Origin of the sequence: Aestuariivivens sediminicola, assembly GCF_022662015.1 — a bacterium.
GTDB lineage: Bacteria > Bacteroidota > Bacteroidia > Flavobacteriales > Flavobacteriaceae > Aestuariivivens > Aestuariivivens sediminicola.
The window spans coordinates 917,432-931,988 of record NZ_JAKMCM010000001.1 but is presented as its reverse complement, the minus strand read 5'-3'; the positions used below and the strand labels follow the sequence as shown (position 1 = coordinate 931,988).

Genomic DNA, 14,557 nt, shown 5'->3' with positions numbered 1-14,557 from the left:
TAAAGACCATTAAAGTTCTCAATACTCCAAAAGGTCTGGTTTAAATTAAATATAATGTTCGTTTACTAACTCTATTACACTTTCCACAGTAGGGACTTTGGCAACCCTGACATCAGCAAAGTGTTTCTGAGCTTCTTTCGCCGTTGTTTCCCCAATGCAAAAAGCAATGACTTCTTTATGGTTTTCGCGCACAAAACTTTCAACGGTTGATGGACTGTAAAACATAACGCTTTCTACCGAGTCCGGAACCTTAAGACCATCAAATTTGGTTTGATAGGCCTCTACTTCATGAAGTTTGATTCCGTTTTTATTCAAAATATGCGGTAAATCATCTAACCTTAAATTTCCACAAAAGTAAGTAACCTCATCACCATTCATAAATTCTACAAGATATTCAGCTAATTTTTTAGCGTTCTTTTCAACGTGTGTTACTTTTCCAATCTTGCTTTCAATTAATCGCTTTGTCCTTCGTCCAACACAGTATATGTTTGTGAATTGTAATTTATTTGCTGAATAATTGGTAGTTAGGGCTTCAACCGCGTTTTTACTTGTTATAATAACATTTTGTATTTTATTTTTTAGAAGATGAGGGAGAATGCGATTTAAGCTAATTTTTATAAAATCGCTATTTTCTACCGTCACATTTTTATTGAGCAAAAAGCGTTGGTCCTCCGTCAGTGATTTTGTCGAATAGACATTGGCTTTTTTGTCTGAACGTTTGATGTTATCCATCAGGCGTTTACCCCCTCTTTCAATAATATAGTTGGCGCAGAAGTCGGCTATATTCTGGTGTTTCCCGAGTTTTTCAACTTTTGAAACTTCTATTTTTTTTGATCCATCATTATTCAACAGTATACCCTTAAACCATACCTCGTTATTTTTTATTTCAGCCAGGGCACCAATTGGTGCTGTGCATCCACCTTCAAGTTTATTTAAAAATTGGCGTTCGATAGTGGTACATATTTCGGACTCTTCATGGTTCAATGCTGCACAGGCCTCACGAACAAAACTATCTTGTTCTAGGGCAGTGATCATTATAGCTCCTTGAGCGGGTGCGGGGATCATCCAATCGAGATTGACAGATTGTTCAGGTCTGATACCTATCCTGCCTAATCCTGCGGCCGCAAAAATTGCCGCATTCCAATGCGAGTTGTCCTCCAGTTTTTTAAGTCTGGAATTAACATTACCTCTTAAATTTTCGACGGTGTGCTTTGGGTAACGGTTTAACCATTGTGCTTTTCGACGAAGGCTTCCGGTAGCAATAACGGCATTTTGAGCGGACAAAAACTCTTCGTTAGTTTTAAAAACCAATATATCTTTTACATTGCCTCGTTTTAATACGGCCGCTTGAACGATGCCCTTAGGCAAAACAGTTGGAACATCTTTTAATGAATGAACTGCAATATCGATGTCATGGTTCAACATGGCGATATCCAAAGTGCGTGTGAAGATTCCCGTAATTCCTAATTCGTAAAGGGGTTTATCAAGAACGTTATCTCCTGTGGATTTAACAGGAACTAATTCCGTTTTATACCCCAGGTGTTCCAGTTGTTGTTGTACAGTTTTGGCCTGCCATAATGCCAATTCACTATCGCGCGTACCAATTCTTATGGATTTAGACATTGGTTATTGAAAGTTCTTCCAACTGAAACACTTTTTTAATAAGTTCTAGACTTTCGTCGGTAGAAACACCATCATCTTTTAAATGGTGTGCAAAGTGGTTGGTTATTTTTTGAATGATGTTATTGCTAATTAGCTCGGCTTGAGCTTCATTGAAATCGGTTAATTTTTTGCGCTGCATTTCTAACTCTGAAGCAGCAAAATCACTTAATTTGTGCTTCAATGCTCTAATTGTAGGTGCAAATTTTCGAGTTTCCAACCAGTTGTTAAATTCTGCATTCACTTCTTCTATTATGGCCTCTGCATAAGGAATATGTGTCTGCCGCATTTCTAAAGTTTCATCCGTGATTTGTGAAAGATGATCAAGATGTACCAACGAAACAAGTTCTAAATCTTCAACATTTTCATTCACATTTTTTGGAATTGACAAATCTAATATCAATAATGGCTTTCTTATTTGAAGAATATGTTTATCAATAGTTGGTCGATGAGCGCCGGTGGCAACAATTAATATATCCGATTTACTTATTTCTTCTTGTAGATTGGCATAGTCTTTTACTAGCAAATTAAATTTACCAGCTACTTTTTCCGCTTTGTTCTTAGTTCGGTTAATTAAGGTAATATGCTCGTTTTTGGTATGCTTCACTAAATTTTCACAAGTATTTCTACCTATTTTACCTGTACCAAATAACAAGATGTTTTTGTGGGGGATATCTTTTACATTCTGAAAAATATATTGAACAGACGCAAATGATACTGAAGTTGCACCGGAAGAAATATTAGTTTCCGTTTTGATGCGTTTACTGGCCTGAATAACAGCATTCACTAAACGTTCAGTAAAATGATTGAGCAGACCATGATTTTTAGAAATTCTTGCACTGGCTTTTAATTGACTTATAATTTCAAAATCACCTAAAATCTGACTGTCCAGTCCTGAGCCAACGCGAAACATATGTGTGATAGCATCTTTATTCTTATGAATATAAGCTACCTTTTGAAATTCCTCTACAGTCCCTTCTGTGTTGTCGCAAAGCAACTGTATAAGCTGATAAGGATGCTGGGCGAAACCATAAATTTCAGTTCTGTTGCACGTTGAAATTACGATGAGACTTTCCAAGCCATTTTGTTTTGCTTGGAATAAAAGTTTAAGTTTGGAATCTTCATCTAAACTAAAATGCTCCCTAATATGAGCATCAGCTTTTTTATAACTTAAACCAATGGCATAAAAGAAGTTGCTTCTAGAAATATTATACTTCTGCATGAGATGAATCTAATAATCAATTAACAAATGTAGAAGGATATGTCAAAAAAAAATAACGCTAAAGGAACTTTTAATATCGCTTATAGTTTTTTAAACATTTTTTATAATTTACTATGATAAATGTCATATTTTTGCTAATAAAATGGCTGTTTTTGCCTTAATTAATTTAGAACAAATCTAAATAAGTTTAGAAAATGAAAATAAATGACAGGGATAAAAATGTCGCTGAAAGTACTTTTGATAAGACTAAGATTGATGAAGACTTCTTCATTTTAACCTATAAAAATGATCAGGATATTACTCAAAGTCTTGTAAAAGAAGTGCATAGTGATTTTATTCAATTTCATTTCTGTTTAAAAGGTACGACTACCTTTGTTTTTAATCAGGGGCAGTACAAATTAGACATCCACGAAGAGAGTTCATTGCTGCTCTATAATCCACAACGTGAGTTACCCATTGATCTTCAGTTAACACCGAAATCATGGGTTGCTTCAATTTTAATTTCAATAAAAAAGTTTCACGGATTGTTTTCTCAAGAGGCCGATTACATTTCGTTTTTAAATGTTGATAACAAGGATAAAAAGTATTATAAGGATGGCATAATTTCGCCGTCTATGGCCATTGTATTGAACCAGTTGATTAATTTCAATTACAATTCATCTATTAAGAACTTGTATTTTAGGGGTAAGGCCTTTGAATTATTGAGCTTGTATTTTAATCGAAGTGAAGATGCAGATGTCGAACAATGTCCTTTTTTAGTCGATGAGACTAATGTTATAAAAATTAGAATGGCCAAAGATATTATTGTTGCACGAATGGCAGAACCTCCAACGCTCCAGGAGCTTTCGGATGAAATTGGATTGAACTTAAAAAAACTCAAAGAAGGCTTTAAGCAGATATACGGTGATTCCGTATTCAGCTTTCTTTTCGATTATAAAATGGAGGTAGCCCGAAAGCTACTGGAATCCGGAGAGCATAATGTTAACGAAGTGGGGCATAAAATTGGCTACAGCACCTCCAGTCATTTCATAGCGGCATTTAAGAAGAAGTATGGTACAACACCAAAGAAATATATTATGTCATTATCATAAAGATGATGAATCTTTGTGATGATCAATTTTAAAATCGTTAATTCATGAAATATTTAACCCCGGAAATTGAAGCCTTATCTCAGGAGCAATCTTTAAATTCATTGGTTCGACCGAATGTGTCATGTGGTATTTTTCAAGATTGTGATTATTCAGAACAAAGACCAAAATTATACTACCAACAACAGATGGAGCAAATGCTGATTGAGCCAAAACCAAATAAGAGCGAAGAATAATTTTTAAATGACTTATTACAATTACACTGTATATGAAAAAAGGAATTTTGTTAGTAAACCTTGGTTCTCCGGATAGTCCTGAGCCAAGAGACGTAAAAAAGTATTTAGGGGAGTTTTTAATGGACGAAAGGGTAATAGACATCCCGTATGTGGCCAGGGCATTATTGGTAAGGGGAATTATTTTAAAAACAAGACCGAAAGCTTCGGCTGCTGCTTATAAAAAAATTTGGTGGGAAGAGGGTTCTCCTCTTATCGTGATATCTGAACGGTTGCAGAGCAAAATACAAAAACAGGTAGATGTTCCTGTGGCTTTGGCTATGCGGTATGGAAGTATGTCTATTGAAAGGGGACTACAGGAATTGGTAGATAAGGGTGTTGAAAAGGTTCTAATTTTCCCACTGTATCCACAATTCGCCATGGCCACGACAGAAACCATTCTGGTATTGGCCGAAAAAGTTAAGCAAACGCATTTCCCAAATTTAAAAATGGAATCGGTACCAGCATTCTATAACAAACCGGATTATATTTCAGTCCTTTCAAATTCCATAAAAACCCATTTAAAAAATAAGCCTTATGAACATTTGTTATTTTCTTACCATGGGGTTCCTGAGCGTCACATAAGAAAGAGTGATATCACAAAATCTCATTGTAAAATTGATAATAAATGTTGCGTGACTGCCAGTGAGGCGCATAAGTATTGCTACAGGCATCAATGTCTTGAAGTAACGCGATTGGTAGCTGAAGCGCTCCAATTAAAGGAAGGAACTTATTCCACTTCTTTTCAATCCCGTTTGGGATTTGATCCATGGTTACAACCCTATACAGATAGAACGATAGAGCGCCTTGGGAAACAAGGTGTTAAAAATATGGCCATTGTCACCCCTGCTTTTGTTAGTGATTGTTTGGAAACTCTCGAGGAGATTGCTATGGAAGGCCAAGAGATCTTTCATGAGATGGGAGGTAGTACCTTTACAACAATTCCTTGCTTGAATGACGATCAAGAATTTGTAGATTTGTTGTCCAATTGGATTAATGATTGGGTCTCTACTGAAACTTTGGCTGTGTAATGGCAAAGATTTCATCTGAAGATCTAGGCACCTTACCTATTAATAAACTACTTGTAAAGCAAGCAATTCCTGCTTCAATAGGCATTCTGGTGATGTCACTAAATATTTTAGTCGACACCATATTTGTTGGTAACTGGATTGGTGCCATTGCCATAGCGGCTATAAATGTGGTTCTACCGGTGTCTTTTTTTATTGCCGCATTAGGGATGTCCATTGGTGTAGGGGGTTCTTCAATTATATCTCGAGCATTAGGAGCAAATCAAATTTCAAAAGCGCTTCAAACATTTGGCAACCAGCTCACATTAACAATACTTTTAACGACCACAATGGCCATTCTCGGTTTGGTCTTTGTGGACGATCTTATTCCCGCCTTTGGTGGTAAGGGAGGCATTTTTGAACCAGCCAAGACCTATTATATTATTGTACTCTATGGAGTGCCCTTTTTGGCGCTTTGCATGATGGGAAATACGGTAGTAAGAGCTGAGGGGAAACCTAAGTTTGCCATGTATGCTATGATGATACCTTCGGTTGGCAATTTAATTTTGGATTATATTTTTATAAATATTCTTGAACTAGGTATGGTAGGAGCAGCATGGGCAACAACCGGATCCTATTTTCTGTGTTTTATTTATTTGTTTTGGTTTTTTATGTCAGAACATTCAGAATTAAAAATAAATAAATGTCATTTTGGACTAAACAAATCGATAGTTACAGAAATCGGGGCTTTAGGTTTTGTAACACTCTCAAGGCAGGCTGTTGTCAGTATTACTTACCTTATTATGAATAATATCTTATTCCATTTTGGTGGTGAAACTTCTGTGACTGCTTATGCTATTGTGGGTAGAATGTTAATGTTTGCTTTATTCCCGGTGTATGGGATTACACAGGGATTCTTGCCTATAGCTGGTTTTAATTATGGTGCTCAAAAGTATCTCAGAGTAAGGGATACCATATTTACTGCCATAAAGTATGCGGCTGTTTTAGCAACCTTGGTTTTTTTATTATTAATGATTTTTCCAGAATTTATTACCAGGCTTTTTACCAATGATGTGGATGTCATTTCAGAGACACCACCAGCAATGAGATGGGTTTTTGCAGCCACCCCAATAATAGCGGTCCAACTTATTGGAGCGGCCTATTTTCAGGCTATTGGCAAGGCGAAACAGGCATTGCTTTTAACCCTTACTCGACAAGGTTTTTTCTTTATCCCTCTTATTTTTATTTTACCTTTGTTTTATGGCGAACTCGGTGTGTGGATCGCATTTCCAATTGCGGATGTTTTAGCAACACTAGTCACGGGATATTTTTTATACAGGGAAATTGTCAAGAATTTGAAACCAGGAACCTATCATTAAGGGATTATTTATTAAACATGGAATATTATCAATACATTAAATCATTCCATCTCATCTTTGTCATCACTTGGTTTGCAGGATTATTTTATATACCAAGACTTTTTGTATACCAAATTGAGGCTTTTCATAAGTCGGATCCAGAGAAGGAAATTTTGGGAAGACAGCTTAAAGTTATGGCAAAACGTCTGTGGTATATAATTACTTGGCCATCCGCTTTATTAGCTACTATTTTTGCCACTTGGTTAATTCTCTTACAACCCTATTGGTTAGAACAAACATGGATGCTGGTTAAATTGGTTTTTGTAGTGCTTCTCATTTTATACCACTTAAAAACCCATCAGTATTTCAAGCAGTTGCAAAACGATGTTGTAAAAAAATCGTCAGGTTTTATGCGTATTTGGAATGAAGGAGCCACTTTTATTTTGTTCGCTGTAGTTTTTTTAGCCATTCTTAAAAGTGCTATTAATTGGGTGTGGGGAATTATTGGTTTATTGGCTTTGGGGATTTTAATTATGTTAGGTTACAAAATGTACAAGGCTATCCGGGAAAAAAACACAGGGAACTAAGCACTTTGTTTATCCAACTAACAGTAAAAATCCATCTGTGGTTTATTTAGGGTATTTGGTGTGATTATTGTTAATGTTAAGCTATTTAATTAAAATTTTTATGTTGTTAAAGTGTAGTTTGCTATGGTTCTTTTATCTTTAATAGTTGCACCTTATTACCTAAATAAAAATTTGATATGAACGAATGAAACTAAGAAATCTTTCATTACGAACCAGAATCTTTATAGCGATGATATTGCTTGTCTTATTCGCATCAATTATTATTGCTTCTGTCTCAATTTTTCAATATAATGAAGAAACACGCGACTATCATGAGCAACGTTTGGAACGAAAGGAAAGAGCGATTCAACGCCATTTAAATAATGTGATAAAAGAAACGTCTTATCCTGTTGCGACAGAAAAGGTCAACCTAATTTTTAAGGATGAACTCAATAAAATTGCCGACATCCACTCCTTACAAATTAATCTTTATGATTTAGAAGGATCGCTCTTAAAGTCCTCGAGAGCCATATTGGCTCAGGATACATTACAGCAATGCCTGAGCGCTGAAATTATAAATGGCATATCGAATACAGCATCACATCGTTATGTTGATATACATGAAGAGAATGGTGAGACGTATCAATCATCGTATACCTATTTAACGGACAATAAGTTTAAACCCATAGCCATTTTAAATTTACCATACCTGGAGAGGGATGATTTTTTAGCGAGAGAACTTGGTGAGTTTCTGATGCGCCTGGGGTATGCGTATTTGCTAGTATTAATCATTGCCATAGGGATTGCATTATTGTTGTCCAAATACATTACTAAATCTCTACAGGCTATCAGCGATAAGATCAATGAAACCAGGCTTGAAAAAAGAAATGAGAAAATCATGATAAACGATATGAGTGAAGAAATTTTCACTTTGGTTAGCTCCTATAACAGCATGATTGATGAATTGGAAGAAAGTGCCGTTAAATTAGCGACAAGTGAAAGGGAACAGGCATGGAGGGAAATGGCAAAACAAGTCGCACATGAAATTAAAAATCCCTTAACTCCAATGCGGCTTACCGTTCAAAATTTTCAACGTAAATTTGACCCCAATGATCCCAATGTTACGACTAAAGTAAATGAATATAGTAAGACTTTAATTCAACAAATTGATACAATGAGTTCTATTGCTTCTGCGTTTTCAACATTTGCTAAAATGCCTGCGCAACAGAATGAGAATCTCAATGTTGTTGAAATCGTAAAGCTTGCTCTTGATATTTTTAACGAGGATTACATCGTTTTCACTTATGAAAAGGAAAATATTATTGCGAAATTTGACAGGACTCAACTTATTAGAGTTGTAACCAACTTAGTTAAGAATGCGATTCAGGCCATAGCAAAAACGGATTCCCCACAAATTATCGTTCATGTAAGTGAGTTAAATGGGAATGTTATCATTTCTGTGGCGGATAATGGTTCTGGAGTCTCTGAAGAGAATAAAAATAAAGTTTTTGAGCCCAAATTCACTACTAAATCAAGTGGGATGGGTTTGGGATTAGCTATGGTAAAAAATATTGTTGAAACTTATAACGGTACAATATCTTTCGAATCTGAAAAAGATAATGGAACTGTATTTAAAGTTGTTTTTCCAAAAGCCTAGACTATGAGCTATAAAAATATCATTTTAGATAAAAGCAATGAAATAGCAACAATTACTATTCATCGCCCAAATAAGTTAAATGCATTGAACATTGAAACCATTCAGGAGTTACACCATGCTTTCGATATTGCAGACCGGGATAAAGGAATAAAGGTTATTATATTAACAGGAAGTGGAGAAAAGGCATTTGTAGCTGGAGCAGATATAAGTGAGTTTGCCGATTTCACTGCTGAAGAAGGGAAAGAATTATCTGCCAATGGACAAAAATTAGTGTTCGACTTTGTTGAGAATTTAGGAACACCTGTGATTGCGGCTATGAATGGGTTTGCTCTCGGCGGAGGACTTGAACTTGCAATGGCTTGTCATTTTAGGGTGGCTAGCGATAACGCTAAAATGGGTCTGCCCGAAGTGTCGTTAGGTGTTATTCCCGGTTATGGGGGGACACAACGGTTACCTCAATTGATAGGTAAAGGACGCGCAATGGAACTTATTATGACCGCCAAGATGATTGACGCAAATGATGCGCTAAAATTCGGATTGATAAATCACGTAACTACTCAAGATAACCTCTTGCCATTTTGTGAAAAATTGGCTGTTCAAATAACACGAAATTCATCTGTAGCCATTGCTGCTGCCATCAAGTCAATAAATGCAAATTTTAAAAACGGAGTTAATGGATTTGATGTTGAGATTGAAGAATTTGGCCATTCTTTTGCTACAGATGATTTCAAGGAAGGCACCTCAGCTTTCCTGGAAAAAAGAAAAGCCAATTTTCCCGGAAAATGATATGTACATGGTCGAAGTTTAGATGATGCCTGTATTTGCAATAAGGCATTGAACTTCACTAGGGTATGTCGTATACCTCTGATTGTGTGTCCTTAGCGAAGACTTTTATTTTGGCTTTTAGTACGTTCACTTTTTCCGGAAATTCCGACGCCCTATTATAAAATTCACTCGGGTCTTCATAAAGATTAAAAAGTTCCAGGCCATCAGCTTCAGTGATTCTTAATTTCCACTCGTGATCTCTAATGGCTTCAATGGTTTTCCCTTTACAATACATGAACGCGGTTCGAGGTGAACTTTTATTTTCTTTTATAAGTTCGACTAAACTTTTTCCGTCAATAGGATATTGTGTAGGTAATTCACCCTCAGCCAATGCTGCAAATGTTGGGAACAAGTCCAATCCTGTTACAATATCTTGGTTGATCCGGTTTTTCTCTATGGTATTGGGCCAATACATAATAGCAGGCACTCTGGATCCACCCTCATATGTGGTCATTTTGGATCCACTAAACGTCCCGGTAGATCCAGTGTGCCAGGGCTCAACACCATCTGCAAGCATCCGATCTGGCAAATTGTGCCAGGGTCCGTTATCACTGGTAAAAACCACCAGAGTACGTTCTTCCAAACCTTCATCCTTTAATATTTTGATTAATTCCCCAATGGTCCAGTCTATAGTCTCTATGACATCGCCATAAAGCCCCCCTTTGGATTTGTTTTTAAATTCTTCAGGAGCACTAATTGGCAAGTGGGGCATGGCATGGGCCAAGTACAGAAAAAAAGGCTTCTTTTTATGTTCTTTAATAAAGGCTATGGCCTTATCGGAGTAATCCAGCATAAGCCGATCCTGATTTTTGCCAATTTCTTTAACTGGTTTGTCGTTTTCATATAAAAAAAGTTTATCCTTTTCAGTGAGCCAGGGACACCAGGGCAGAATCATATCGTTGCTGTATGGTAACCCGTAAAAATAATCAAATCCACGAGAGGTGGGCAGATATTCAGGTAAATGACCCAAGTGCCATTTACCAATAATTCCGGTGGCATACCCTGATTCTTTTAAAACATTCGCAATGGTAACCTCTGATAGGGGTAGGCCATTTGTCGATTCAGGGCCAAAGTTATTCGGTGCATTTCTAACCGGATAACGGCCGGTAAGTAACCCAGCTCTGGATGGTGTACAAACTGAACTTGGCGCATAAAAGGAAGTGAATTTAATACCTTCTGCGGCCATTTTGTTTAGGTGTGGTGTTTTTATGACGGGGTTGCCATAGCACTCCAGATCCCCATAACCCATATCATCCATGTAAACCATAATGATATTTGGACGCTCATTTTTTACGGCCTCATCGTTTTGTTTTGATTCATTGCAGGACAAAAATGTGAAGAGGATTAAGTTGAAGATAATGGCTGTTTTTTTCATTATAAGTTGATATTAAAAATGGAGTTTGAATTACCCAAACAATTACCGACCAATTTCGTCAATTTTTCCAATTAGGGAAAATGTATGCAATTTAAATTTGTGGATAAACCATTTTAAGATAGTCCAATTTAAACAGATTAATTACTAAATTCATAAACTCATCTGATTAGTCAAGGTTTAAAGTTTTACAGTAATTGAATCAAAACAAAATAATAAAAGGGCGCGGTGCGCAAGTTGAAGTTCCCAATCGATTTTTTGAATTACATCATGAAAAGAGACCTGATTTTCTTGAATTCTGCAATAGGGAAGGAGAATCACCAGGTAACAATAAAACAGTGTATTCACCTGTTTTCCCCAAAACCATATTAAATAAAGTAGATAGTCCGGATCTCGGGTTTATGTATAGTATGAATCCATATCAGGGCTGTGAACATGGTTGCATTTATTGTTATGCGCGTAATAGTCATGAATATTGGGGTTATGGACCAGGTTTGGATTTTGAACGGCGAATATTATTTAAAAAGGAGGCCCCAATTCTATTGGAGCGTGTTCTAAAAAGGAAAAATTGGAAAGCATATCCTATTGTTCTATCGGGGAACACGGATTGTTATCAGCCTGTCGAACGCGAGTTAGAATTAACAAAACAATGTTTAGAGGTCTTTTTAAAATATAAGCACCCGGTAAGTATTATTACGAAGAACGTTTTAATTTTAAGGGATTTGGAAATTCTAAAGGCTTTAAATAGGGATCAGCTGCTTTCAGTTAGTGTATCCATAACAACACTTTCTGAAAAAACAAGACGTATTCTAGAACCCAGAACGGCAAGTCTGAAAAAGCGTTTGGAAACGGTCAAGGTCTTAAGCTCATCGGGTATTCCGGTAAATGTGATGATGGCTCCAATAATTCCTTCTATTAACAGTCATGAAATTTTACCATTGGCTAAATTGGTTTCGGAACATGGTGCGCAATCCATAACCCATTCTATAGTGAGATTAAACGGCGCTATCGGATCTGTTTTTGAAGATTGGATTAAAACAGCAATCCCCGATCGAGCGGATAAAGTATTAAATCAAATAAAAAGTTGTCATGGAGGCACCCTTAACGAGAGTCGTTTTGGTAAGCGAATGAGAGGAGAAGGTAAAATCGCTGAACACATCAATGGTCTAATAAAACTGGCGAAAAATAAGTATTTTAAGGATAAGGATATGCCGACACTGAATTGCAATTTGCACGAACCATGTAAGTCAGGACAGCTAAAACTGTTTTAACAAAAAAGCGGGTTTTTAAACCCGCTTTTGAAATAATAAAATTAAGTATGTCGAATTGAACTAGATTTGAATATAATTTATAAACTCCATATTGTTTGCATGGCATACAATTTTATATCTGCCTTCTTTAAGTCGGTATACACGACCTATGTTTTGAACACCTTCAATGGATTCCGAATGTAATAATTCAGAACCAAAGTGATCGGAACGGTATACACTAATCTTTAAGGGCTCCGATCTCACCGCCAGTTTGGTAACATAAACCAAATCTTCGTTTTTTCTGACAAAAGGTTTGAAAATAATGGCCTCCTTGTCTTTGTTAAAAGTTACTTGGTTGAGCATGACCTTAAACGGAATGATTTTTATAGCCACATCTTTTTCCAGTTCAAAGAAATATTTTCCGTCAGGCAGGGCTGTCAAATCGAAATTTTTAGAATATTTACCGCTCTTATCAATAGACTCCTTATAGATAATGATACCATTTTCACTTTTAATGCAAAGCAGGTTGCCTTTTTTTACATCATTAAGAGTTAAAGCTGTAGTTTTGACATTCTCAGTGTTTTCTAACAAGGAGGTCTCCATAGCGTAACCCATAGAAATGGCGCATACAGCAGCCATCAGGATTACTTTTTTAGTGTGTGTTAATACGTTTTTCATGATTTGGATTTTTTAACGTTCTACACGACAAATTTATATCAGGCTGTATTCTTTCAAAACATCGATTTTGGTCAATTTATGTTCTAAATTAACCGTTATTTTTACGTTAATAAAAAGTTAAGTTAATATAGTATACATATGAATCAATACAACATATAAGCCCAATACCAGGTTTAATGTTTAAAACAGCTGTATGAAATAAAAAAGTGGGCCACCACAGCCCACTTTCAAACTAAACTAAACTAAATAAGACATTAAACTAATTATTAATGAATGTGTTTTAAGATCTAACCCTAATGGGTAACACTCGCATCAATATTATGGAATCTATGATAACATCCATATTATGAGACAAAGATATGTTGAAATAAGGGTCTCAAAAACATCAAATTTTACTAATTTATATGCTATATTATCTGTTAATATAACGTTACCTAATTGTAAAGTTAATATAGCATATATTTAAGTTAATTGTATATAGAATTAATGGCTATTAAATTGTAAATTTGTTATGTAAAAGATCTATTTATGATTACAAAAAAACCTACTTTAGAAAAACTTAGCCCAAGTTTTGGTAGTTCCTTGATTGTTAGACAGCACCTGGAAAAAGTTGATAAAATAAATGCCTTTTGGCATTTCCATCCCGAATTGGAATTGGTTTACATCAATAAAGGTCAGGGAAAGACGCATATCGGGAACCACCTTTCCTATTTTAACAACAGCCAGCTCATTTTAATTGGAGCAAATTTACCTCACAATGGATTTGCCGATAGATTAACAGCCAACGGTTCAGAAACAACAGTGCAGTTCAAGCAAGACTTTCTCGGAGAAGATTTCATAAAAATTCCCGAAATGGCCAATGTAGTGGCTTTGTTTGACAGAGCCAAAAAGGGGATTCGATTCAAAATTGAAACTAAGGAAGTGATTGGCCCAAAGATTAGTAATCTCACCAAGTATGAAGGCTTGGAGCTCGTTTTAAAATTCTTGGAAATTTTAAATTTTCTGGCAAATACAGACGATTATTCCTTACTGAATGCCGATGGGATTGCATTGGAAACCAATCCACAGGATAGCGCCAAAATAAATACCATTTACAAGTATGTCAATTCAAATTTTCAACGACACATATCTTTAGATGAAATTGCCGATAAAGTGAGCATGACAGTACCGGCCTTTTGTAGGTATTTTAAGAAGACTACCGGGAAAACGTTTACGCAACTTGTAAACGAATATCGGGTAGTACATGCGACTAAACTTCTTAACGAAAGTCAGATGAGCGTAGCCGATGTTTGTTTTGAATGTGGGTTTAATAACTTTTCACATTTTAACAAGCAGTTTAACGAAATCACTGGAAAGAGTGCTTCCCAGTACCGCAAAGAAATAAAACAGATTATTCAATAATACAATTAAAAAAAGCCTTCACATATGGATATGGATAAAATTGAAAAGACAATAGACTACTATACTACCAAATTAAACGGACTGCGCAATTTTATTAATTCGAAGAGCGATCTTACAGTGGAAGAAATTATAATGCACGGTGAACAATTGGCCATATTGGATTATAAATTAACGGCTCTCGAAATTGCTAAGGAAAATTAGA

14 protein-coding genes are annotated in these 14,557 nt (G+C 35.9%); 10 read left to right on the top strand and 4 right to left on the bottom strand.

Annotated elements, in window-relative coordinates; all coding sequences use genetic code 11:
- Positions 1–45: 45 nt before the first annotated feature.
- Together hemC and hemA are read right to left on the bottom strand one after the other, a co-directional pair.
- The gene (gene hemC / locus MR041_RS04105; protein WP_242092317.1) at positions 46–1,623 is read right to left on the bottom strand and encodes a hydroxymethylbilane synthase; all 1,578 of its coding nucleotides are present in this window, start codon (positions 1,621–1,623) and stop codon (positions 46–48) included.
- Entirely contained in the window at positions 1,616–2,881 is a 1,266-nt protein-coding gene (gene hemA, locus MR041_RS04100; RefSeq protein WP_242092316.1) for a glutamyl-tRNA reductase, read from the bottom strand. The genes hemC and hemA overlap by 8 nt, the downstream gene beginning before the upstream one ends.
- 194 nt (positions 2,882–3,075) lie before the next feature.
- Between hemA and MR041_RS04095 the strand changes: the two genes are divergently transcribed.
- The 7 genes from MR041_RS04095 to MR041_RS04065 all read left to right on the top strand — a co-directional run bounded on the left by MR041_RS04095 (position 3,076) and on the right by MR041_RS04065 (position 9,615).
- Positions 3,076–3,972 carry a helix-turn-helix transcriptional regulator gene (locus MR041_RS04095; protein ID WP_242092315.1) on the top strand — a complete coding sequence of 299 codons (897 nt, stop codon included), beginning with the start codon at positions 3,076–3,078 and terminating at the stop codon, positions 3,970–3,972.
- 44 nt (positions 3,973–4,016) lie between these two features.
- Positions 4,017–4,205 carry a hypothetical protein gene (locus MR041_RS04090; protein ID WP_242092314.1) on the top strand — a complete coding sequence of 63 codons (189 nt, stop codon included), beginning with the start codon at positions 4,017–4,019 and terminating at the stop codon, positions 4,203–4,205.
- 32 nt (positions 4,206–4,237) lie between these two features.
- Positions 4,238–5,272, top strand: a complete 1,035-nt coding sequence (gene hemH, locus MR041_RS04085; RefSeq protein WP_242092313.1) for a ferrochelatase — start codon at positions 4,238–4,240, stop codon at positions 5,270–5,272.
- Positions 5,272–6,627 carry an MATE family efflux transporter gene (locus MR041_RS04080; RefSeq protein ID WP_242092312.1) on the top strand — a complete coding sequence of 452 codons (1,356 nt, stop codon included), beginning with the start codon at positions 5,272–5,274 and terminating at the stop codon, positions 6,625–6,627. The genes hemH and MR041_RS04080 overlap by 1 nt, the downstream gene beginning before the upstream one ends.
- Before the next feature lie 17 nt (positions 6,628–6,644).
- Positions 6,645–7,193, top strand: coding sequence for a CopD family protein (locus MR041_RS04075; RefSeq protein WP_242092311.1), 549 nt, complete (start codon positions 6,645–6,647; stop codon positions 7,191–7,193).
- A 184-nt stretch (positions 7,194–7,377) separates the two neighbouring features.
- Entirely contained in the window at positions 7,378–8,829 is a 1,452-nt protein-coding gene (locus tag MR041_RS04070; RefSeq protein WP_242092310.1) for a sensor histidine kinase, read from the top strand.
- 3 nt (positions 8,830–8,832) lie between these two features.
- Complete coding sequence (locus MR041_RS04065; protein ID WP_242092309.1) at positions 8,833–9,615, top strand: enoyl-CoA hydratase/isomerase family protein; 783 nt, start codon at positions 8,833–8,835, stop codon at positions 9,613–9,615.
- Between the two features lie 58 nt (positions 9,616–9,673).
- Here the strand turns inward: MR041_RS04065 and MR041_RS04060 are convergent, their stop codons facing one another.
- Positions 9,674–11,029 (bottom strand): sulfatase family protein, encoded by a 1,356-nt coding sequence (locus MR041_RS04060; RefSeq protein ID WP_242092308.1) that lies wholly within the window; start codon positions 11,027–11,029, stop codon positions 9,674–9,676.
- A gap of 194 nt (positions 11,030–11,223) precedes the next feature.
- On the opposite strand from MR041_RS04060, the gene MR041_RS04055 reads away from it, so the two are divergent.
- On the top strand, positions 11,224–12,297 hold the full coding sequence (locus MR041_RS04055; RefSeq protein ID WP_242092307.1) for a PA0069 family radical SAM protein: 1,074 nt from the start codon (positions 11,224–11,226) through the stop codon (positions 12,295–12,297).
- Positions 12,298–12,357: 60 nt separating this feature from the next.
- On the opposite strand, the gene MR041_RS04050 is transcribed toward MR041_RS04055, so the two are convergent.
- A complete protein-coding gene (locus MR041_RS04050) occupies positions 12,358–12,954 on the bottom strand; it encodes a hypothetical protein (protein ID WP_242092306.1) in 597 nt (198 codons plus the stop codon).
- 528 nt (positions 12,955–13,482) lie between these two features.
- On the opposite strand from MR041_RS04050, the gene MR041_RS04045 reads away from it, so the two are divergent.
- Positions 13,483–14,355, top strand: a complete 873-nt coding sequence (locus MR041_RS04045) for an AraC family transcriptional regulator (protein WP_242092305.1) — start codon at positions 13,483–13,485, stop codon at positions 14,353–14,355.
- Positions 14,356–14,379: 24 nt separating this feature from the next.
- Positions 14,380–14,556: a hypothetical protein gene (locus MR041_RS04040; RefSeq protein WP_242092304.1), complete on the top strand. Its 177-nt coding sequence runs from the start codon at positions 14,380–14,382 to the stop codon at positions 14,554–14,556.
- Position 14,557: the final 1 nt, after the last annotated feature.

Bases quoted from the DNA above. Each gene is read 5' to 3' on its own strand.
- MR041_RS04075 (WP_242092311.1), top strand. From the start codon at position 6,645: ATGGAATATTATCAATACATTAAATCATTCCATCTCATCTTTGTCATC.
- MR041_RS04070 (WP_242092310.1), top strand. From the start codon at position 7,378: ATGAAACTAAGAAATCTTTCATTACGAACCAGAATCTTTATAGCGATG.
- MR041_RS04095 (WP_242092315.1), top strand. From the start codon at position 3,076: ATGAAAATAAATGACAGGGATAAAAATGTCGCTGAAAGTACTTTTGAT.
- MR041_RS04045 (WP_242092305.1), top strand. From the start codon at position 13,483: ATGATTACAAAAAAACCTACTTTAGAAAAACTTAGCCCAAGTTTTGGT.
- hemA (WP_242092316.1), bottom strand. From the start codon at position 2,881: ATGCAGAAGTATAATATTTCTAGAAGCAACTTCTTTTATGCCATTGGT.
- MR041_RS04050 (WP_242092306.1), bottom strand. From the start codon at position 12,954: ATGAAAAACGTATTAACACACACTAAAAAAGTAATCCTGATGGCTGCT.
- hemC (WP_242092317.1), bottom strand. From the start codon at position 1,623: ATGTCTAAATCCATAAGAATTGGTACGCGCGATAGTGAATTGGCATTA.
- MR041_RS04090 (WP_242092314.1), top strand. From the start codon at position 4,017: ATGAAATATTTAACCCCGGAAATTGAAGCCTTATCTCAGGAGCAATCT.
- MR041_RS04060 (WP_242092308.1), bottom strand. From the start codon at position 11,029: ATGAAAAAAACAGCCATTATCTTCAACTTAATCCTCTTCACATTTTTG.
- MR041_RS04040 (WP_242092304.1), top strand. From the start codon at position 14,380: ATGGATATGGATAAAATTGAAAAGACAATAGACTACTATACTACCAAA.
- MR041_RS04065 (WP_242092309.1), top strand. From the start codon at position 8,833: ATGAGCTATAAAAATATCATTTTAGATAAAAGCAATGAAATAGCAACA.
- MR041_RS04080 (WP_242092312.1), top strand. From the start codon at position 5,272: ATGGCAAAGATTTCATCTGAAGATCTAGGCACCTTACCTATTAATAAA.
- hemH (WP_242092313.1), top strand. From the start codon at position 4,238: ATGAAAAAAGGAATTTTGTTAGTAAACCTTGGTTCTCCGGATAGTCCT.